The sequence below is a fragment of the Nocardia sp. NPDC055029 genome (assembly GCF_053608525.1).
In genome coordinates this window covers 259,049-278,278 of record NZ_JBSGVQ010000001.1, presented here as the reverse complement: position 1 = coordinate 278,278, position 19,230 = coordinate 259,049, and the positions used below count along the sequence as shown (strand labels likewise).

General features: G+C 68.4%; 19 protein-coding genes. 3 read left to right on the top strand and 16 right to left on the bottom strand.

Annotated features, from left to right (window positions below):
* Positions 1-66: 66 nt before the first annotated feature.
* Positions 67-627, bottom strand: coding sequence for an NADPH-dependent FMN reductase (locus tag ACWF9G_RS00985; RefSeq protein ID WP_452512684.1), 561 nt, complete (start codon positions 625-627; stop codon positions 67-69).
* A gap of 89 nt (positions 628-716) precedes the next feature.
* Between ACWF9G_RS00985 and ACWF9G_RS00980 the strand changes: the two genes are divergently transcribed.
* On the top strand, positions 717-1,700 hold the full coding sequence (locus ACWF9G_RS00980; protein WP_452512682.1) for a GAF domain-containing protein: 984 nt from the start codon (positions 717-719) through the stop codon (positions 1,698-1,700).
* On the opposite strand, the gene ACWF9G_RS00975 is transcribed toward ACWF9G_RS00980, so the two are convergent.
* Complete coding sequence (locus ACWF9G_RS00975) at positions 1,701-2,513, bottom strand: S-methyl-5'-thioadenosine phosphorylase (RefSeq protein WP_379307975.1); 813 nt, start codon at positions 2,511-2,513, stop codon at positions 1,701-1,703. It lies immediately after the preceding gene.
* A gap of 144 nt (positions 2,514-2,657) precedes the next feature.
* On the opposite strand from ACWF9G_RS00975, the gene ACWF9G_RS00970 reads away from it, so the two are divergent.
* A complete protein-coding gene (locus ACWF9G_RS00970) occupies positions 2,658-2,990 on the top strand; it encodes a metal-sensitive transcriptional regulator (RefSeq protein WP_379081090.1) in 333 nt (110 codons plus the stop codon).
* A 16-nt stretch (positions 2,991-3,006) separates the two neighbouring features.
* On the opposite strand, the gene ACWF9G_RS00965 is transcribed toward ACWF9G_RS00970, so the two are convergent.
* The 12 genes from ACWF9G_RS00965 to infA form a co-directional block, all read right to left on the bottom strand.
* Positions 3,007-3,927: a nitrilase-related carbon-nitrogen hydrolase gene (locus ACWF9G_RS00965; RefSeq protein WP_379307976.1), complete on the bottom strand. Its 921-nt coding sequence runs from the start codon at positions 3,925-3,927 to the stop codon at positions 3,007-3,009.
* A gap of 289 nt (positions 3,928-4,216) precedes the next feature.
* Entirely contained in the window at positions 4,217-5,101 is an 885-nt protein-coding gene (locus ACWF9G_RS00960) for an AraC-like ligand-binding domain-containing protein (protein WP_452512680.1), read from the bottom strand.
* A 172-nt stretch (positions 5,102-5,273) separates the two neighbouring features.
* Entirely contained in the window at positions 5,274-6,278 is a 1,005-nt protein-coding gene (locus ACWF9G_RS00955; RefSeq protein WP_452512678.1) for a helix-turn-helix domain-containing protein, read from the bottom strand.
* 370 nt (positions 6,279-6,648) lie between these two features.
* On the bottom strand, positions 6,649-7,878 hold the full coding sequence (locus ACWF9G_RS00950) for a hypothetical protein (RefSeq protein ID WP_452512676.1): 1,230 nt from the start codon (positions 7,876-7,878) through the stop codon (positions 6,649-6,651).
* Positions 7,879-7,956: 78 nt separating this feature from the next.
* Positions 7,957-8,796: a tRNA pseudouridine(38-40) synthase TruA gene (gene truA, locus ACWF9G_RS00945; RefSeq protein ID WP_452512674.1), complete on the bottom strand. Its 840-nt coding sequence runs from the start codon at positions 8,794-8,796 to the stop codon at positions 7,957-7,959.
* A gap of 84 nt (positions 8,797-8,880) precedes the next feature.
* Positions 8,881-9,381, bottom strand: a complete 501-nt coding sequence (rplQ, locus tag ACWF9G_RS00940) for a 50S ribosomal protein L17 (RefSeq protein ID WP_378845528.1) — start codon at positions 9,379-9,381, stop codon at positions 8,881-8,883.
* 44 nt (positions 9,382-9,425) lie between these two features.
* A complete protein-coding gene (locus ACWF9G_RS00935; RefSeq protein ID WP_022567324.1) occupies positions 9,426-10,484 on the bottom strand; it encodes a DNA-directed RNA polymerase subunit alpha in 1,059 nt (352 codons plus the stop codon).
* Between the two features lie 90 nt (positions 10,485-10,574).
* The gene (gene rpsD / locus ACWF9G_RS00930) at positions 10,575-11,180 is read right to left on the bottom strand and encodes a 30S ribosomal protein S4 (RefSeq protein ID WP_378845530.1); all 606 of its coding nucleotides are present in this window, start codon (positions 11,178-11,180) and stop codon (positions 10,575-10,577) included.
* Between the two features lie 22 nt (positions 11,181-11,202).
* The gene (gene rpsK, locus ACWF9G_RS00925; RefSeq protein WP_019045110.1) at positions 11,203-11,616 is read right to left on the bottom strand and encodes a 30S ribosomal protein S11; all 414 of its coding nucleotides are present in this window, start codon (positions 11,614-11,616) and stop codon (positions 11,203-11,205) included.
* 9 nt (positions 11,617-11,625) lie between these two features.
* Positions 11,626-11,997, bottom strand: coding sequence for a 30S ribosomal protein S13 (rpsM, locus tag ACWF9G_RS00920; RefSeq protein ID WP_019045109.1), 372 nt, complete (start codon positions 11,995-11,997; stop codon positions 11,626-11,628).
* A gap of 178 nt (positions 11,998-12,175) precedes the next feature.
* Positions 12,176-12,289 carry a 50S ribosomal protein L36 gene (gene rpmJ / locus ACWF9G_RS00915; RefSeq protein ID WP_011207363.1) on the bottom strand — a complete coding sequence of 38 codons (114 nt, stop codon included), beginning with the start codon at positions 12,287-12,289 and terminating at the stop codon, positions 12,176-12,178.
* Positions 12,290-12,437: 148 nt separating this feature from the next.
* Positions 12,438-12,659: a translation initiation factor IF-1 gene (gene infA, locus ACWF9G_RS00910; RefSeq protein WP_003418601.1), complete on the bottom strand. Its 222-nt coding sequence runs from the start codon at positions 12,657-12,659 to the stop codon at positions 12,438-12,440.
* Positions 12,660-12,929: 270 nt separating this feature from the next.
* Here infA and ACWF9G_RS00905 point away from each other — a divergent pair, with 270 nt between their 5' ends.
* On the top strand, positions 12,930-16,511 hold the full coding sequence (locus ACWF9G_RS00905; RefSeq protein ID WP_452512672.1) for a nucleotide-binding protein: 3,582 nt from the start codon (positions 12,930-12,932) through the stop codon (positions 16,509-16,511).
* A gap of 10 nt (positions 16,512-16,521) precedes the next feature.
* Here ACWF9G_RS00905 and ACWF9G_RS00900 read toward each other — a convergent pair whose 3' ends face one another.
* Positions 16,522-17,997, bottom strand: coding sequence for a serine/threonine-protein kinase (locus ACWF9G_RS00900; RefSeq protein WP_452512670.1), 1,476 nt, complete (start codon positions 17,995-17,997; stop codon positions 16,522-16,524).
* A gap of 10 nt (positions 17,998-18,007) precedes the next feature.
* Positions 18,008-19,225 carry a DUF7373 family lipoprotein gene (locus ACWF9G_RS00895; RefSeq protein WP_452512668.1) on the bottom strand — a complete coding sequence of 406 codons (1,218 nt, stop codon included), beginning with the start codon at positions 19,223-19,225 and terminating at the stop codon, positions 18,008-18,010.
* Between the last annotated feature and the right edge of the window lie 5 nt (positions 19,226-19,230).

The following is a 19,230-nucleotide window of genomic DNA, read 5'->3' as shown; positions in this document are numbered from 1 at the left end:
GAAAATGCCGTGTCGAGCGACCGGAGGGACTGCTCGCGCGGGCCGCATTAGCAGACAGCTGAGCGCTCAGCCGGGATAAGGGTCCGCGGCTCTGGCAGCGCGTAGAGTCCGCCCCCACCAAGCCAATTGGCCGAGCATCCTGGCACTCGCGTCGATGGCGGCACGGTCGTCGGTCACGCCCTGTGCGTCGAATCGGCGTTTGGCCTGGGCGAAGCTCACCGACTCGCGCACCGAGACCATGTGCAGTTCGGCGACCACCTGCCGCAGCTGTTCGACCGCGCGCAAGCCGCCCGAGAGCCCGCCGTAGGAGACGAAACCGATCGGCTTGGCCCGCCATTCGCGTTTGGCGCTGTCGAGTGCCGTTTTCAGAGACGCCGGGTAGCCGTGGTTGTACTCGGAGGTGACGACCGCGAACGCGTCGGCGGCGGCCAGCCTGGCCCGGAACGCGTCGACCTCGGGTGTCTCGGTGAGGTCGACGGGCAACGCGATGTCGCGCAGGTCGAGCACGCCGACCTCGAATTCCGGCCGCTCGGCGACCATCCCGAGAAACCAGTCGGCCACCACGGGCGCGAACCGCTCGGGGCGGGTACTGGCGACGACGACCTCCAACCGCAGCGGTGTGTCCATCCCCCGAGCTTATCGATGCCGACCAGACCCCCCACCAGCGGCGCACGATGGATCGGGCACGATGGCACAGTCGCACGGAAGGGGCAGACGTGATCATCGGGCGGTGGCAGCTGGTGGAGACGCTCGGCGCGCCGGACACGTGGTCGATGTTGACCGCGGGCACCACCCCGCGGGACTGGGCGTCGTATCAGCGGGCGATTCCGGCCGCGCTGCAACCGCTGATCGTCGCCGCCCACGACTCCGGCGCACCGGTCGAGCGGGTGCTGCCGAAATCCCGGAATCCGTGGTCGGAGATGCGATTGCGGGCCGAGCCCGTGGTGTGGCCGGGGTCGCGCGCGCACGCGGTGAAGGTGTGGGTGGGTGCGCAGGCCCCTGCCGAGGAGCTTCGGGTCGCGCCGTTCCAGATCGACGCGCGCGCCAGGATCTTGTGGTCCCGGCCCGCCGGTCTCGGCCCGCATTTCGGATCTGCTCCGGTCGAATACCGCGGCGCCGAGCCGTTCCAGCGGATCGAGCGCTTCGATCGCGCACTGGATATCGTCGCCGACCTGACGCGTTCCGAGCCGGGCGGCCGGTGGTCCGGGGTGGCGACCGTGCACTCGGCGGCGGGTCCCCGGTCGCTGCTGGTTGCCGCGCGCAACGGAGCGCAGGCGCAGCGGTTTTCCTGGCGTGGCCTGTCGGTGGACGTCACCGACAGCGTTGCCCCGCAACACAAGTCGTTCGAGGCGGCGACCCTCGAGCTGCTCAGGAACACCCAGCCCGGCCTGTATCTGTGCATCCTCGATACCGCGCAGGTCCGCCAGGTTCGGTGGGTCACCGAACCGGTGCCCGGGCTGCGCTGGCGCGGAATCGACGAACGGCTGATCCCGCATCCCGAGGACCGGGCCAAGATCGCCGCCGCTCGCGCGCAGATCCTGGCCGGTGCCGCCAGTGCCGCGCTGACCGGGGTGCGGCTGGCCGCCGAGCCGGATGGGTGGCTCGTCGCGGATATCGAGGTGTCGCCGTTGCCCGCGGGCGACGGCGCGGGGCCTGTCTTCGTGCTCGCTCAGCTACAGGTCACCGCGCCGCCCGCGTGATCAGGGCAGTTCGAAGGGCAGCGATACCCCGGCGTGCACGCGGCAGCGCTCGCAGGTGTCCTCGCTGTCGACCGCGGCGACCGCGCGGCGCATGAGCTCCTTGAACGGGCCGAGGTTCTTCTTGAACTCGGCGAACACGTCCACCGCGTGCACGCCGTCGCCCTCCTCGAGACCCGCGTCCAGGTCGGTGACGAGAGCGACTGCGGCGTAGCACATCTCGAGTTCGCGGGCGAGCACCGCTTCGGGGTGGCCGGTCATGTTGACCAGGTCCCAGCCCTGTCCGGCGAACCAGCGGCTCTCGGCCCTGGTGGAGAAGCGCGGGCCCTGCACGACGACCATCGTGCCCGAGTCCTCGACGCGCAGCTCGGTGGCGATCGCGGACTTCACCGCGGCGGTGCGCAGGTCGTCGCAGTAGGGGTCGGCGAAGGAGACGTGGATGCCGCCGCCGTCGAAGTAGGTCTGCGGGCGGCCCGAGGTCCGGTCGACGAGCTGGTCGGGCACGGCCACGGTGCCGGGACCCCAGTCGGCGCGCAGGCTGCCGACGGCACACGGCGCGAGCACCCGGCGCACGCCGAGCGAGCGCAGTGCCCACATGTTGGCCTGGTACGGCAGGGTGTGCGGCGCGAACTCGTGCTGCTTGCCGTGGCGCGGCAGGAACGCGACGGCACGACCGTCGACCTCGCCGACCGCGACGGGCGCGCTCGGCGCGCCGTACGGTGTGTCGACCTCGACGTGGGTGGCGTCGTTGTCGAAGAAGTCATAGAAACCGCTGCCGCCGATGACGGCGAGGGCGGGCCGGGGAAGCGAACTCATACCGGTGATTCTCCCGTCTGGGCAGGTCGCGCGCATCACCGGGATCGCGCAGACGGCCCTATCTGACAATTCCGGCCGGAAACTGTACCCTAGGGGGGTATCAGCTCGCGCAGGCGAGCATCCCGGCCGGCGAGGAGACCTTCGGTGACTGCACCCACCCCCGACACCGCTACCGGCGGCGAGCACGCGGGCCACGGCCACGGCTACATCACCGCCAAGGACGACTACCTCAAGCGGCTGCGCCGCATCGAGGGCCAGGCCCGCGGCCTGCAGCGGATGGTCGAGGAGGAGAAGTACTGCATCGACATCCTGACGCAGGTCTCCGCGATGACCAAGGCACTGCAGGCGGTCGCGATGGGCCTGCTCGAGGACCACATCTCGCACTGCGTCGTCGACGCGGCGGTGGCCGGTGGACCCGAGGCCGAAGCCAAGATCAAAGAGGCGACCGACGCGATCGCGCGACTGGTCCGCTCCTGACCAGTCGGCCCGATCCTCAGGCGCCCGCGAGTTCGGCTCGCACCGGCTCCCGCCGCGCGACCCGGCCGCTGGGCACCCGGAAGTTCTCGGTGCACTCACTGTGCGCGACCGGCCGCACCGCACGGGTGATGTCCAGATCGGCGAACAGCAGACCTTCCTCCCCCTCGACCAGCGGCGGCGCCAGCTCGAGGCCGCCGGGGCCGAAGATCCGGGAGACGCCACCGCCGCCACGCAACAGGCGGCGACCCGGCAGGCGGGCGTCGACGACTTCCCAGCCCGCGACCGGCACCACGGCGACCGGCGCGATCACATAGGCCGGGCCGTCCATCGCATAGCGGACGCTGGCCGCGGTGTTGAGTTCCGGCCCCCACTCCTTGCCCTCGCCGTAGTACACGGTGAAGCCCGACCACGCGGCGATGTGGATCTGCTCGCGCTCGTCGTGCATCCGGGAGCGCACCGCGGGACGCATGTGGTCGGCCCCGCCGAGGACACCGATCCGGCCGAGTTCGGTGTCACGGACCAGCAGCTTGCTGTCGGCGGCGCCGAAGACGGTGCGCTCCAGCCCGGTCGGCTCCGCCTTGCGGGCAATCGCGATCTCGCCTTTCACGTCGATGAGCGCCTGGGACATGAACACCTCGCGGCCCGCGCGCTCGGCGAAACCGATCGAGACGTGAATGCCCTTGCGACGCGCGGCGTAAGCGAGCGCCCGCAGCTCCGGCCCTTCGGCGGTCAGCGCGTTGGCCAGGTAGCGCGCGATGAACTCCTCGCCCCAGTCGACCGAATTGAGCCACATCCACCACGGGAACCCGGGCAGGAAGGTCTCGGGGAACGCGACCAGCCGCGCACCACCATCGGCGGCCTCGTCGATCAGCTCGATAGCCTGTTCGACTCCGGCGGACAAGTTCAACCACTTCGGCTCGGCTTGCACCGCAGCCACGCGTACCCGACCAAACATCGTGACCCCTGTCGCTCAATCCGTGAAAGGTGTTCGATTCACTCTCTCGCAGATGGAGGCGACATAAACTGTCATAGCGTGCCACTCGACTGACCGTCCGTGCCAAACCGGCGAATCCGCCCGGAAGTCCGGCCTGTTTTCCCGTCTCGAGGCCGGTAGACCCGATTTCTCGAGAGCATCAAGTCGTGTCCCGCACTAAGCATTCCACACGCACGCCGAACCGCGCACCGGTAACAGTGGTCCGAAAAGGGACATCCTCAATTCTGCGCCGTCACAGGCCGGAACAAAGTCGGTAACCGGCGCGGTATTCGCCGGGAGCCATGCCGAATTCCGCATGGAATACGCGATAGAAGTGCCGTTCCGCGGCGAATCCGGCGGCCGCGGCGATCTCCTCGATCGAGCGCATCCGCCCGTCGCACAACAGTTCGCAGGCATATTCGAGTCGCATCCGCAGCAAGCGGCGGGCCGGACTCTCCTCGCCTTCGAACAGGCGGTAAAGGGTGCGGCGGGAAATGGCGAAGCGATGCGCGACCGCGTCGACGGTGAGGTCGGCATCGGCGAACCGGCGCCGCATGAACGCGATGACCCTGGCCCTGGTGAGTTCGGTGGCCGACGGCCCGCGCGGCATCGAACCGGCGGCGAGCGCCAGCGCCGACGCCATCATCCCGACGCCGTGCCTGGCCAGTTCGGCGGCCACCTCGGGGTCGCTGTGCTGCACCCGCGCCAGACCGCGGAAATACGCGCCGACCGCCGATGCCGGATGGTCGGGTCCGAGCGCGATCGCCGAGGGCACCGTGCCGAGCGGGGCGCCGACGGTGTCGAGAGCGGAGACCGGCACCTGCACGACGACCTTGTCGAACTCCTCGTCGATCTCCCAGCGGTAGGGCCTGGCGCTGTCGTAGAACACCATGCTGCCCGCCTCGACGTGCGCGGTCCTGCCGTCCTGCTGCATGACACCGCGCCCGCCCAGGTAGATGCTGGCCAGGATGTAGCGATCCTCGGCCGCGCCGATCAGCCGCGGCGTCCGCCGGACCGTCTGCGCGCCCGCCTGGACCGAGGTGACCAGCAGCCCGTCGAACTCCGTGGCGGCGATCCGGCCGCCGAAGCGCTCGGTGGTGTGTGGCGTCACCGCGAGCGGGATGTAGGTCTCGCTCATCAGCGATTCCCAGCGCTCGATTACGCGGTGAGCAGGCTGATCGAGTCCGGTCCGAACGCTGACCGTCGTCCGTCGATTCAGCACCACCCCGCGCCCTCCCTTGATCGCCAGCCAGCCCGCGTGCGGACAGCATGCCACACAAATTCGGACATATCACCCATGCGCAATCGGCTCACGCGGTGTGGCGGCCTTCTGCGCCGCGACCGGAAACGGGTGCGGTGACCAGCCGGTACTCCCCGGGCGTCATCCCGGTCTCCACCCGGAAAGCACGGAAGAAATGGCGTTCGGAGGCGAAGCCGGAGGCCTGCGCGATCGACGCCGTCGACCGGCCGGCATCGCGGATCAGCAGGACCTGCGCGCACTCGACGCGCATGCGTCGCAGCACCGTACTCAACCCCTCGCCGGTCTCGTCGAACAGCCGGTACAGGCTGCGCCGCGACACCAGGCACGCGCGGGCGATCTCGTCGACGGTCAGGCCCGCGTCGGTACACCGCGCGCGCATGAACGACAGCACCTGCTCCCGCGACAGCGCCTGCGCCGACGCCCCCGACGGGACCGAGCCACCGGCGAGTGTGATCGCCGAGGCCAGTAGCTTCACCCCGTTCGCGGCCAGCACCGCGGCCTGCTCGGGTGCGCTCTGCTGGATACGGGCCAGGTCGCGGAAGAAACCGGTCACGACACCGCCGGGGCTGTCGGCCTGCACGGTCACGGCGGTGGGCAGCGCGCTGCGATCGGCGGGGACGTGTTCGCCGAGCAAGGCCAACGGCACCCTGGCCACGACCTGCGCCCACGAGCCGTCCAGGTCCCAGTGATAGGGCCGGGTGGTGTCGTAGAAGACCATGTCCCCCGGTCGCACCACCGCGATGCGCCCGTCCTGGTGCATCCTGCCGAAACCCGCGGTGAGAATGCTGACGAACAGGAACTCGCCGTCGGTATGGGCGATGCCGCTCTTGGTACGCCGGACGCGCTGGCCACTGGCACCGACAGTCGACAATTCGAAGCCGGGCATGGCGCCGCGCACGATCCACCCGTGGAATGCCTGATCGCGTACGGGGTCGACCGCCAGCGGTACATAGCTTTCCGACAGCGATGCCTCCCACCGCGCGAAGGCCTCGCCCGCCTGCAATTCCGGACCGTCGTTCAGTCGCAGCTCGACGAGAGGCTCCGACGACTCCACGCCACCCACCCCGCTCTCTTGCCCACCGACCAGCAAACCGCGGGCGTCACAATGAATCACCCGTCGCGTGATGTCAGAGCCTGCCAGATTCACGGATGTGTCGCCACCGTACGATTCAGAATGGAATATTTATCGTTCATCAAATATTCAACCGACCCCGGCCTTTGCAGGAGATACGGGCCGGACCATTCGGTCGTGTACGGCCGGTTTGTGATGCTTATCACGCATGCCCGATACGCGTCGTGTCGCGCTCAGAGTGCGACGGACCGCCGCCGGGCAACCATCCGGTATTCCCCCGGCGTCATGCCCGTCGCTTCCCGGAACACGCGATAGAACTGACATGCCTGACTACCTTGTGCAGCTTGCAAAGTCAGCGATCCGGTGACGGTATCCGCCGTCGCCCGGCGACGATCTCCAGAACCAGCAATCCCACGCCCGCGACCACCGCGATCAGCACGGCCACCCGCACGGTCGGGTAGTCCCAGAACACGAGCACCGTCGCGGCGACGATCAGCACCGCGTACCGCAACCAGCCGATGTTCGCCGAGACGAAGCCGGACACCGGGCCGCGCTCGCCCCGGCGGAGCCGGTCCAGCACCCGGTCGGCGGTCGTGCGCACCCAGGTGGCAGGCGCCGACGGCCCAGCCAGGAAGGCGGCGAGCGCGGCGAGCGCACCGAGCACCGCCAGCACCCGCATGCTGACCCGCAACGGATGCAACAGGGTGTCGAAGACGGTGCGCGCGACCTCCTCCGAGACGACGTGCGCCGAAACATGATCCAGATACACACCGCGCGCGAGCATCAGCGCCACCGCGAGCACGACCATGGCCACCAGCACGCTCGCGCCGACACCGAGAATCGCGCGCCGCCGAAAGCCGGTGCCCGCCACCAGGACCGCACCGATCGCGCAGGCGAGCGCGGCCACCGCGAGCACGATCGCCCCCCGATCGAGCAGGCGCACGGCCTGCTGGGCCTTGGCCAGCGCGTCGGATTCGGCGATCACGAATTCGGACCGCAGATCGACGACCCGGTCCGCCAGGGCGAATCCGCGACTGTCCAGTTCGTCGCCGACCTCGTCCAGCATCTGGTCAAGGGAGATCGTCACGACGCCGCCGGCGCCCACCTGAACGACACCGGAGTCCTTTCCGGTCAACGCCGTGACCAGCGCGCGGTGCGCCTGCCGGTTCGCCGCGTTCCACAGTCGCGGAAAGGCGTCGCTGCGCACGAGGGCGGTCGCCGCGTCCCTGACCAGCTCCTCGGATCGGGCAGCCAGCATCGAGGGCAGGCTACGCACCAGCGCCGCGGCGAGCGGGCCACGGTCCTCGGCGTCGCCGACGGACTCGAGCAGATCCGACGTCGCGCTCTCGACATCGATCCTGGCCATGACGGTCCTGGTCAACGCGTCGGCGACGGCATTCTGGACCACCGGATCGTCGGCCAGCGGCGCCATCGTCTCGACATAGTGATCGGTATCGAGGACTTCGGCGCGCAGATAACCGGCGACGACGGCGGTCAGCGCGAACAGCCCGGTGACGACCACCAGCAAGACAACGGCTATCCGCCGGAAAGGGCGAACCCGGCCACCAGAATCACCTGTCATCTGCCCGGCTTTCTCGCTGACGTCGAGTCGGGCTATCGTATCCCCGCCAAGGCGGCAGCGGCCGCAACCACGCAGCGACTAATCGCCGCAGCAGCCTCCCGCGGCGGGCAGGGTCCTGGCCTCCCTGGTCTGGGCGTTGCGCGCGGCGAGGTCGGCGTCGGCCGGGTAGTCGACGGCGACCAGGCTCAGGCCGTGGGCGGGCGCGACCGTCACCGAACTCGAGCGCTCCGTCTCGGTGAGCAGGCTCGCGACCCACTCGGGTGTCCGGCGGCCCTCACCGACGGCGAGGATAGCGCCGACCAGACTGCGCACCATCGACCAGCAGAACGCGTCGGCGCTGACAGCGGCGTTGAGCAGTTCGCCGTCGCGTTCCCAGTCGAATCGTTGCAGCTCACGCACGGTCGTCGCGCCTTCGCGGCGACGGCAGAAGGCCGCGAAATCGTGCAGGCCGAGCAGTGTCGCCGAGGCGGCGCGCATCGCGTCGAGGTCGAGCCCCGGCTTGGCGGCGACCACGCTGCGGGCGTGCAGCGGCTCGGCGCCGTAGCGCGCGGTGGTCAGCCGGTAGAGGTAGTGGCGGCGGATCGCGGAGAAGCGGGCATCGAAATCCGCAGGCGCGGGGGCCACCTCGGTGATGCGCACGTCCTTGGGCAGGAACCGCGCCATCCGGTACAGCAGCTTGTCGGCGTCGAGTTCGCCGGTGGTGTCGAAGTGCGCGACCTGCCCTTCGGCGTGCACCCCGGCATCGGTGCGACCGGCGACGGTGAGCTGGATCGGCTCACGGAACACCTTCGACAGCGATTCCTCCAGCGTGCCCTGCACCGTGCGCAAGCCGGGCTGACGCGCCCAGCCGGTGAAATCGGTGCCGTCGTAGCTGATCCCGAGCCGTACCCGGATCGATCTCCGCTCGGTGTCGTCCATCGCTTCCTCCGCACCTGATGTCACTGGCAAAAGAACGAGCCCGTCACCCACGAAGGGTGACGGGCTCGGCCGAACTCCTGAGAATCAGGCGTCCTTCTTGTCCTCGGCGGCCTCGTCGGCGGCCGGAGCCTCGGCGACAACCTCTTCGGTGGTCTCCTCGGCGGCGGGCGCCTCGGCCTTCTGCGAAGCGGCGACGCGACGGGCCCGGTCGGCCTCGTTGGTCACGGTCTTCTCGCGGACCAGCTCGATGACGGCCATCGGCGCGTTGTCACCCTTGCGCGGCAGCGCCTTGGTGATGCGGGTGTAGCCACCCTCGCGACCCTCGAACGAGGGGCCGATCTCCGCGAACAGCGCGTGCACGATGTCCTTGTTGCGGATGACCTTCATGACCTCGCGACGGTCGGCGAGCGTGCCGCCCTTCGCCTTGGTGATGAGCTTCTCGGCGTAGGGGCGAACCGCCTTGGCCTTCGACTCGGTGGTCGTGATACGACCGTGCTCGAAAAGCGCCGTGGCCAGGTTGGCGAAGATCGCCTTCTGGTGCGACGCCGACCCGCCGAAGCGGGCACCCTTCTTGGGCTTAGGCATTGGATTCTCCTTGGGAAAGATCGTCCGGGGTGCCCCCCGAAGATCTAGAGCTGTTCGGTCTCGGCGTAGTCCTGCTCGCCGCCGTCGGTGTCACTGAAGGTGCCGGAATCGCTCCAGGTGCCGGTGCTCGCGTCGTAACCCACCACGGAGGACGGGTCGAACGAGGCGGGCGAGTCCTTCAGCGAGAGGCCGAGCGCGTGCAGCTTGACCTTGACCTCGTCGATGGACTTCTGGCCGAAGTTGCGGATGTCGAGCAGGTCCGACTCGGTACGGGCGACAAGCTCGCCCACCGTGTGCACACCCTCGCGCTTGAGGCAGTTGTAGGACCGGACGGTGAGGTCCAGGTCCTCGATCGGCAGACCGAAGGAGGCGATGTGATCCGCCTCGGCCGGGCTGGGGCCGATCTCGATGCCCTCGGCTTCGACGTTGAGCTCACGGGCCAGGCCGAAGAGCTCGACCAGGGTCTTACCCGCCGAAGCGAGCGCGTCCCGCGCCGTGATGGAGTTCTTGGTCTCCACGTCGAGGATGAGACGGTCGAAGTCGGTGCGCTGCTCGACACGGGTGGCCTCGACCTTGTAGGTCACCTTGAGCACCGGGGAGTAGATCGAATCCACCGGGATCCGGCCGATTTCCGCACCGGTCGCCTTGTTCTGCACGGCGGGCACGTAACCGCGGCCCCGCTCGACGACGAGCTCGATCTCGAGCTTGCCCTTGTCGTTCAGGGTGGCGATGTGCATGTCCGGGTTGTGCACGACAACACCAGCCGGCGGGACGATGTCACCAGCGGTGACGGTGCCGGGGCCCTGCTTACGCACGTACATGGTGACCGGCTCGTCCTCTTCGGAGGACACGACCAGACCCTTGAGGTTCAGGATGATGTCGGTGACATCTTCCTTCACGCCGGGAACGGTGGTGAACTCGTGCAGGACACCGTCGATGCGGATGCTCGTGACCGCGGCCCCCGGGATGGAGGACAGCAGGGTACGACGCAGCGAGTTGCCGAGGGTGTAACCGAAGCCCGGCTCGAGGGGTTCGATGGTGAACTTCGAGCGGTTCTCCGCCACAACCTCTTCGGTCAGTGTCGGACGCTGGGAAATCAGCATGAGGATCTACTTCCTGTCAGGGCGTCCGCTATTTGACGCCTAATCAGTGATTGCGGGGGCCGCCGTCTAAACGGCCCCCACCAAAAGCGCTTACTTCGAGTAGTACTCGACGATGAGCTGTTCCTGCAGCGGCACATCGATCTGCGCGCGCTCGGGCAGCTGGTGCACCAGGATGCGCAGACGGCCGGGGACGACCTGCAGCCAACCCGGGACCGGACGGTCGCCGACGGTCTCGCGCGCCACCTGGAACGGCAGCGTCGGCAGCGACTTCTCCTTGACATCGATGATGTCGTACTGGGAGACCTGGTAGCTGGGCACGTTCACCTTGACACCGTTGACGGTGAAGTGACCGTGGCTGACCAGCTGACGAGCCTGGCGACGGGTGCGCGCCAGACCGGCGCGGTACACGACGTTGTCCAGACGCGACTCGAGCAGACGGAGCAGGTTGTCGCCGGTCTTACCCTTGAGGCGGTTGGCCTCTTCGTAGTAGCGACGGAACTGCTTCTCCATGACGCCGTAGGAGAAGCGAGCCTTCTGCTTCTCCTGCAGCTGCATCAGGTACTCGGATTCCTTGATCCGCGCGCGGCCGTGCTGGCCGGGCGGGTAAGGACGACGCTCGAACGCCTGGTCGCCTCCGACGAGGTCGACGCGCAGACGACGCGACTTGCGGGTGATGGGGCCTGTATAACGAGCCATTTTTTAGCTGTTTCCTTTCCCGCTAGACGCGACGGCGCTTGGGCGGCCGGCAGCCGTTGTGCGGCTGAGGGGTGACATCGGAGATCGAGCCGACCTCGAGGCCAGCGGCCTGAAGCGAACGGATCGCGGTCTCGCGGCCCGAACCCGGGCCCTTCACGAACACGTCGACCTTCTTGACGCCGTTCTCCTGCGCCTTGCGGGCAGCGTTCTCGGCGGCGAGCTGCGCGGCGAACGGGGTGCTCTTACGCGAACCCTTGAAGCCGACGTGGCCCGACGACGCCCACGAGATGACATTGCCCTCGGGGTCGGTGATCGAGACGATCGTGTTGTTGAACGTGCTCTTGATGTGCGCGTGGCCGTGCGGGATGTTCTTCTTATCCCGGCGACGCGACTTCTGAGTCTTCTTCGGGCCAGCGGCCCGGCTCTTCGGAGGCATACGCTATCCCTACTTCTTCTTGCCGGCGACGGTCTTCTTCGGACCCTTGCGCGTACGCGCGTTGGTCTTGGTGCGCTGACCACGAACGGGCAGGCCACGACGGTGGCGGATGCCCTGGTAGCAGCCGATCTCGATCTTGCGGCGAATATCGGCCTGAACCTCGCGGCGCAGGTCACCTTCGACCTTGAACTCCGAGGCTTCGATGTAGTCGCGGAGCTTGGTCAGGTCGTCGTCGCTGAGATCCTTCGAGCGCAGGTCCGGGCTGACGCCGGTCTGAGCCAGGATCTCGGTGGCGCGGGTGCGCCCGATTCCGAAAATGTAGGTCAGCGCGATCTCCATGCGCTTTTCGCGCGGGAGATCGACGCCCATCAGACGTGCCATGTGGCAGGTTCCTTAATGGTTGCGGAGGTCTGCTCCCTGTCCGTCCCCCCGTCTTCGCAGTGGGGGCACCGGCCTCCGTACCGGTGGTTGGCGCGCACACGTGCGTGCGTGCTGGAGCTGGGAGTTCTTCTTTTCGGTCAGTCCGATCAGACGATCGGTGCCCGGCGGTGCTGCTGGATCAGCCCTGGCGCTGCTTGTGGCGCAGGTTGTCGCAGATCACCATGACCCGGCCGTGACGGCGGATCACCTTGCACTTCTCGCAGATCTTCTTGACGCTCGGCTGAACCTTCACGTCCGTCCAATCTTTCCTTGGTCCACAAGGGTCTGTGAACACAGTTTTTCCCCAGCCGACGACTGGGGAAGTCTTGTAGCGCGCTCCGGCCTCGGCCGGAACACCATGCGACGCCGCGTGCCGTCAGGCTCGCGGCGTCAGGCAGGCATCACTTGTAGCGGTAGACAATCCGGCCGCGTGAGAGGTCGTACGGCGACAGCTCGACGACCACGCGGTCTTCCGGAAGGATGCGAATGTAGTGCTGCCGCATCTTTCCGCTGATGTGCGCGAGAACCTTGTGACCGTTCTCGAGCTCGATCCGGAACATCGCATTGGGCAGCGGCTCGACAACTCGACCCTCGACCTCGATGGCCCCGTCTTTCTTCGCCATATCCTCCGCGATCCCGGTTATGCTTCTAACCTGAGTTTGGATTGCCTCGTAGCTGCTCGCTGGCATGCGAACAGTCGGCGCATAGGTGCACCGCCGCTCAAGCTTACCGGGCCGGGTGTCCAGAGGCAAAAATGCCCCGAACCGTACACCCGGAACCGGCGTACCGCCCGCCCAGACCGCCCGCCATGACTCCCGGGTTGTCGCGTAAACTCACCGGCGTCCAGATGTGGGTCGAGCAGATCGGGGGACCCTGGTGAGCGAGGCGCGCCGGTGAGCCGCAACAACGACAGTCTCCCCATGTTGCCGCCGTGGCTGTCGGAGAGCGACGTCACACAGGTCGGTTACGAGGCACCTGTCGAGAACCTGCCCCAGGACGATCTGATCGACGAGGCACCCAAACGCCGCCGCTTCATGAGCCGAGGCGGCAACGACGATGCCAAGAAGGACAAGCGCGGCCGCCGCCGCAGGGGCGAGGACCAGCAGCCCGAGCAGCCCGCACCGCAGCGGCAGCCCGAACCCACCGCCGAGCGCGCGAACCAGCGCCCACCCGCCGAGCGGCAGCAGTCCGGCTGGGGCACCGATCCGCTGAACCCCGGCGAGCAGCCGAATACCGGGTGGCAGGGTGGCCCGAACACAGCGGCTCCCGAGGCACCGTCCGCGGGCCCCGGGATGACACCGCCCTGGCCGCAGGAGCAGAGGCCGCCGTACAGCGAGGGCCCTCCGGCGGTCCCGCAGCCACCCACTCCAGGGCCGTCCGCCTATGCGCCGACCCACACGGGCCCGACCGGCGCTTCTTTCACGCACACCGCGCCACCTCAGCACGGCGGTCCGAGCAGCGCGTCGCCGCACATCGGCCACACCGGCTCACCCGAAGCCGCCTACGCCGACCCGACCGCTACTCCGTCTTCGCACGGCGGTCCGAGCAGCGCGTCACCGCATGTCGGCCAGACCGAAGGCGCTGCCGCCTACACCGACCCGACCATCGCGCAGGGTGACGACCGCTCGGGCCCGGCCCTGCCGACCCGCACGCCCGCGCCCCCGTCGACCGGATTCACCCCGCTCGGCCCCGGCCAGCGCCAACTCCCCGACCTCCCGCCTCCCCCACCGCTGCCGGATCCGCCCGCCCGTCCCCGGCCAACCGAAGCTCCGCCGCGCCTGACGGCACCGACCGAGCCGCCGGTCGGCCACGCGGACCCGCTCCTCGGCCCGACCGCCACCATCGACTCGCCCGCACCGTCGACCGGTGCGGGATCGCCGATCAGCGCCCCGGACCCGCTTCTCGGTCCACTACCGACCTCTACTGTCGAGCCGCCCGCGCCATCGACTGTCGGTCCCGCTTCCGCGGGCGCGGATCTGTCGACCGGCGCGAATGCCCCGGCGATCGGCGTCGGCTCGTCGGCCGGTGCGTGGTCGATGCCGGACGAGGCAGCCGCCGAGCTGCGCTCTCCCGACGCCGAAGCCCGCCCGTCCGATGGCCGCGCCACCCGGCGGTTGCCGGACCCGGCCGACAGCGCCACCGCCTCGGCTACCGAGACACAAGCGCCGAGGGAAACCGACCCGTCGGAGCCCCGCGAACAAGCGGGCACCGGCGGCCGCCACAGTCTCGATCAGCCCGAATCCGCAGCACCTGCGGCGACCGGCCCCGCGATCATCGGCGACCAAGCCCCCCGCCCGGACGCCACGCCGACTCCCCCGCGACTGCCGGAACCGCCTGCGCGCCTGAGCAACCCGTCCACCTCCGACACCGCTCTGTCGAGCACTGCGACGCACATCCCGTCGCCCGCCGACAGCGGCGTGCCGACGAGTGGACCGTCCGCGCACATCCCGTCGCCCGCCGACGATGCCGCGCTGACGAACGTGCCTGTCCCGCAAGCGCCCTCCGACAGCGCCGTCTCCACGGGCGCCTATGTCCCGTCTGCTGACGACGCCACGCCCACCGCCCAGGCTCCGGCCGAGGCGACCACACGCTTGGCCCTGCCGACGGATCTCATCGCCGGCACCCCTCCGGATACCGCGACCACGTCCGCCGCTTCTTCACAGCCGTCCACCGATTTCGGATCCGCCTACACCGCAGGGGGATCCACCGGCGGGGCCTCGCCCTACCGGTCCGGTGAGCCTGTCGCACCGCCGCAGCCCGCACCAGGTCCCGACCACTCGCCGTACGTCCCGCAGACGCCGACGTACGATGTGGCGCAATACAACTCGGTCCCCGGCGATCCCTCCCCCGGCGCCCAGTTCGCCCCGGACGCGCAGACCGAGATGTTCCGGCCGGACGACCCGCGCGTGCAGGCCGCTCGGAACCAGGCCCCCGGTGGCGATTCCGCGCAGCCGACCTGGCAGAGCACACCCGAGCAGCAGCCGTACTCGCAGCAATCCGGTTACCGCTCGGGCGAATTCGCACAGCCGGGTACTCCGGTTCCGCCGTATCAGCAGGCCCCGGCGCAGTTCCAGCCGGGCGACCCCGCGCAGCAGTTCCACCACCAGCCGGACGGCTCAACGATGCCGCCGTACCAGCAGGGCGAGTACCCCCGCCCGGACGGCACACCTCCGCAGCACTATGCGCAGCCCGACGGCTCGCCCGCGCCGCCGCACCAGAGTCCCGACAGCGCAGCCACGCGGCACTACCACCAGGCCGATGGCGCTGCCGCCCAGTCGCACCAGCGACCGGATGGCGCGGCACCGCAACAATTCCCCCCGCAGTACCAACCGGACGGTTCCCCCGCGCCGCAGTTCCTGCCCGACGGCACACCCGCGCCGCAGTACCAGCGCCCCGACGGCGCCCCGTACCAGCCCGGTGACGTTGCGCCCCAGCAGTTCCAGGGCGGCCCCACCGCGCAGCCGTACCAGCAGCAGGCCCCGGGCCAATACCGGCAGCCCGGCCAGTACCAGCAGCCCGGCTGGGGCGCCAACCCGCAGCAGGGCTACCAGCCGCCGTCGCTGGACAACGTGCCCGTCAAGCGCGTCAAGAAGGCGCCCGGCAGTGGCTGGCGTAAAGCGGTGCACCATGTTTCGGGTGGTGCGATCAACCCGGGTATGTCCGCCGAGGAACGGCGCCTGCAGGAGCTGGTGGCGCGTATCCGCCAGCCCGTGCGCGGCGACTACCGGATCGCGGTGCTCTCGCTCAAGGGCGGTGTCGGCAAGACGACGACCACCACCGGCCTCGGTTCGATCTTCGCCTCGATCCGCGGCGACCGGGTGATCGCGGTCGACGCCAACCCCGACTTCGGCACCCTGTCGCAGCGAGTGGCGCTACAGACCCGTTCGACCGTGCGCGACCTGCTCCTCGATCCGTCGATCGAGCGCTACTCCGATGTCCGCAGGCACACCTCGCAGAGTTCGAGCAGGCTGGAAGTGCTTGCCAGCGAACGTGATCCGGCTGCCTCGGAGTCGTTCAACGACGAGGAGTACCGGGCGGTGGCCCGGATCCTGCAGCGGTTCTACAACATCATCCTCACCGACTGCGGTACCGGCCTGATGCACTCGGCGATGAGCGGCGTGCTCGACCTGGCGCACTCACTGGTGCTGATCTCCTCGGCCGCGATCGACGGCGCGCGCAGCGCGGCGGCGACGTTGGACTGGCTCTCGTTGCACGGGCACGACCACCTGGTCCGCAACGCGGTCGTGGTGATCAACCTGCCGCGTGAGGGTTCCCCGAATGTCGGTGTGCAGCAACTGCGTGAGTACTTCCTCTCACGCTGCCGCGCGGTACACATCATCCCGTTCGACGAGCACCTGTCCGAGGGCGCCGAGATCGACCTGCACCGCCTGCACAAGACAACCAAGCGGGCGTATGTGGAGCTGGCGGCGACGGTGGCCGACGAGTTCGGCGTCGATCACCACCGCTTCGGCTGAGCGGAGTAGGTTATTTCACCTCTCGTCGCAGGAGCGGCAAGAGTTTGTCGAGCAGGATGGCTTCCCCCTGGGGAGACCAGTTCCGGATGACCTCGATGACGGCGGGGTCGTCCACCACGATGATGGTGCTGTCCAGCCGGATCAGGTTGCTCGAAACACCGGCAATGCCACCACCGCCCGCCTTGTCATCGCTACGCAGCAGAACGAGGAAGTCCAGACCATCGGGCGACCCCTTGGGCTCGAGTTCGCTCGCCAAGTCCCTGACCGCTCTATTGTGCTCGGCCGCATCGACATTCGAGTAGCGCGGGTCGTACCGGAACCCGAGGTCGGCAAGGAACTGCGTCGGACCACTGGGATGTAGGTGCACCGTGCTGCGGTCATACGAGGCGTACTCGGCCAAGGCGATCTGCCGCCCGAAGAATTGCGGATTGTCGGTCTTGGCCTGTCCGACGCTGGTCGGTTTCGGTGCAGCGGCGGTGGTGGGCCCGACAGTCGTTGCGCGCGGTGCCGATGCTGCCCCGGTTGTCGACGACTGCGGCAAGATTATCGCGCCGGCCACTGCGGCGGCTGCCAGCACCGACCCGGCAACGGCGACCGGCCAGCGGTATCGCGACTGCGCAGACGTGCGCGCGGGAGCGGTCGGCCCGACACCAGCCATGGCAGCGCGCAGCGCATCGGTGAACTCACGGCAGGTCCCGAAGCGTTCGTTGGGCTGCTTGGCCATTGCTCTGGCCAGCACCTGGTCGACCGCAGGAGACAGGTCACGCCGTAAATCCGTCGCCCGGGGTGGCGGCTCGTTCAGATGACCCATCAACACCACGGTCGGCACCGTACCGACGAACGGATTGCGGCCGGTCAAGAGCCGGAAGAATGAGCAGGCAAGGCTGTAGATATCGGCGCGATGATTCACCGGGCCGCCTAGCAATTGTTCCGGCGAGGCATAGGCAACGGTGGCCAGGAGATCGCCGTCCTGGGTGAGTTCCTCGGTGTCGCTCATCGATTTCGCGATACCGAAGTCGGTCAACAAGACCCGTTCTTCCTCGCCAAGGCGTGGCGAGAGCAGAAAGTTGGCCGGCTTCACGTCCCGGTGCAACAGACCGGACTGGTGCGCGTAGTCGAGGGCCTTGCCCACCTCGGTGACGATGCGCAAGGCACGCTCCGGGGTCATCGACGACGGGTCTGCCGACATCGCCTGTGCCGCATCGGCTCCTGACACATACTGCATCGCGATCCACAGCCGGCCCTGATCCTCGCCCCGGTTGTAGACCGCGACGATATTCGGATGATCCAGTCCTGCCGCAAGATTCGCCTCGCGCTCGAATCGGGCACGAAATTCCCGGTCATCGGTGAAGCGCCGGGACAAGACCTTGATCGCGTCATGGCGAGGTAGCGCAGGATGGGCGGCGAGGTAGACGGCGCCCATCCCGCCCTCTCCCAGCATCCGTTCGACGCGGTATCCGGCGATCACTGTTCCCGGTACGGCCACAGTGTTCCTCTCAACTGTTGGTCAGCAACGCGTATTGGGCGGCGGCACGCTGGCGCACGTCGGCGATCTGGTCACTGACGACGGTCGCCACATATCGTCCGTACCGCACGTTGCAGGAATATTTGCTCTGGCGCACAAGATCGACTTGGCGACAAACGGTGTCGGGAACGCCGTCGGGACCGGCGATGCCGCCAGGCTTGCCCTCGGTCAGGTTCCGTTGCAGGGTGTGCGCTGCCGCGGCGTCGCGCGCCCGCACGAGAATCGTGGCGTCCACGAAAGCCACACCATCGACACCTGCTTCGTCGTACGTCCTTCCCCTCGCCGCTTGATCCTGCTGGACAAGGATGGTGCCGCGTCGATTCAGCACCGCCAGGTAGAGCCGATCGCCTCGGGGGAATCGCGGGAGTCGCGAGCCTGTCTCGTTCAACGTGCGCCGCAATAGACCGGACGGGTCGTCCTCGAGTCGGTAGATGTCCCGGCTGGACAGCGGCGGCAACGAATCCAGCAGCGGCAGCTGCTTTGCCAGTACCCGCTCGGTCAACGTGGTCAACGCTGCGAGATCCGGTGCGGATTCTTGCGCGGTCAGGTCGATCATGTACGCACCGTGCGCCAACCGGGTGCCCAACGACCTGACCTCGGGTCGCCAGTGCGACCGAGCAGTCGGATAGCCGGCGAGCTGAACGCGCGTGTTGTCCCCGACTGCGACTCCGAAGTCCACCGCCTCGAACTCGGCGGCTGCCGCGGCAGCCGCCGTCGCATCGGGAAATTGGAACACTGCGATCGAGAAGCCGACCGCGCCGCGAGCCGTGTCCAGATCGGCCTTGTCGGAAGCGCTCGCGCTGGCCAGGAGGCCATAGGCAAGCTGATTGCGCTGGAGAACCCCCTGGAGATCCGCCTGCGCCGCACGGGTGGTGTAGTCGGCTGGTTTCGCGATGGGTTTGAATCCGGTGCCGAACGCGATCTTCGCGTCCACTTCGTATCCTGTCACCATATGTCCGGCCAGCCGCATGATTGCCAGCTCGGTGCCGTTCTCGACGCTGTGCCGGTAGGCGGAGCGGAACTCCAGCGGCTCCACCGAATAGTTGCCGATGTCGAACGGGCGCACGTCGACCTCGCCGGCAACCGCGGTGCCCGGCACCGACGCGGACAACCCGGCCGTACCGCAGGTCACCGCCACTGCCGCGACTACCGCGACGGCGGCGGAACGGCGATAGCGCAGGAGTTTCATCGCTC

What these genes read in the sequence shown, in the direction of transcription:
- truA (WP_452512674.1), bottom strand. Translation starts at nt 8,796, where the DNA reads ATGGACGACACCGAGCGGAGATCGATCCGGGTACGGCTCGGGATCAGC.
- ACWF9G_RS00960 (WP_452512680.1), bottom strand. Translation starts at nt 5,101, where the DNA reads ATGAGCGAGACCTACATCCCGCTCGCGGTGACGCCACACACCACCGAG.
- ACWF9G_RS00975 (WP_379307975.1), bottom strand. Translation starts at nt 2,513, where the DNA reads ATGAGTTCGCTTCCCCGGCCCGCCCTCGCCGTCATCGGCGGCAGCGGT.
- rpsM (WP_019045109.1), bottom strand. Translation starts at nt 11,997, where the DNA reads ATGGCACGTCTGATGGGCGTCGATCTCCCGCGCGAAAAGCGCATGGAG.
- rpsK (WP_019045110.1), bottom strand. Translation starts at nt 11,616, where the DNA reads ATGCCTCCGAAGAGCCGGGCCGCTGGCCCGAAGAAGACTCAGAAGTCG.
- ACWF9G_RS00985 (WP_452512684.1), bottom strand. Translation starts at nt 627, where the DNA reads ATGGACACACCGCTGCGGTTGGAGGTCGTCGTCGCCAGTACCCGCCCC.
- ACWF9G_RS00950 (WP_452512676.1), bottom strand. Translation starts at nt 7,878, where the DNA reads ATGACAGGTGATTCTGGTGGCCGGGTTCGCCCTTTCCGGCGGATAGCC.
- ACWF9G_RS00895 (WP_452512668.1), bottom strand. Translation starts at nt 19,225, where the DNA reads ATGAAACTCCTGCGCTATCGCCGTTCCGCCGCCGTCGCGGTAGTCGCG.
- infA (WP_003418601.1), bottom strand. Translation starts at nt 12,659, where the DNA reads ATGGCGAAGAAAGACGGGGCCATCGAGGTCGAGGGTCGAGTTGTCGAG.
- rplQ (WP_378845528.1), bottom strand. Translation starts at nt 9,381, where the DNA reads ATGCCTAAGCCCAAGAAGGGTGCCCGCTTCGGCGGGTCGGCGTCGCAC.
- rpsD (WP_378845530.1), bottom strand. Translation starts at nt 11,180, where the DNA reads ATGGCTCGTTATACAGGCCCCATCACCCGCAAGTCGCGTCGTCTGCGC.
- ACWF9G_RS00935 (WP_022567324.1), bottom strand. Translation starts at nt 10,484, where the DNA reads ATGCTGATTTCCCAGCGTCCGACACTGACCGAAGAGGTTGTGGCGGAG.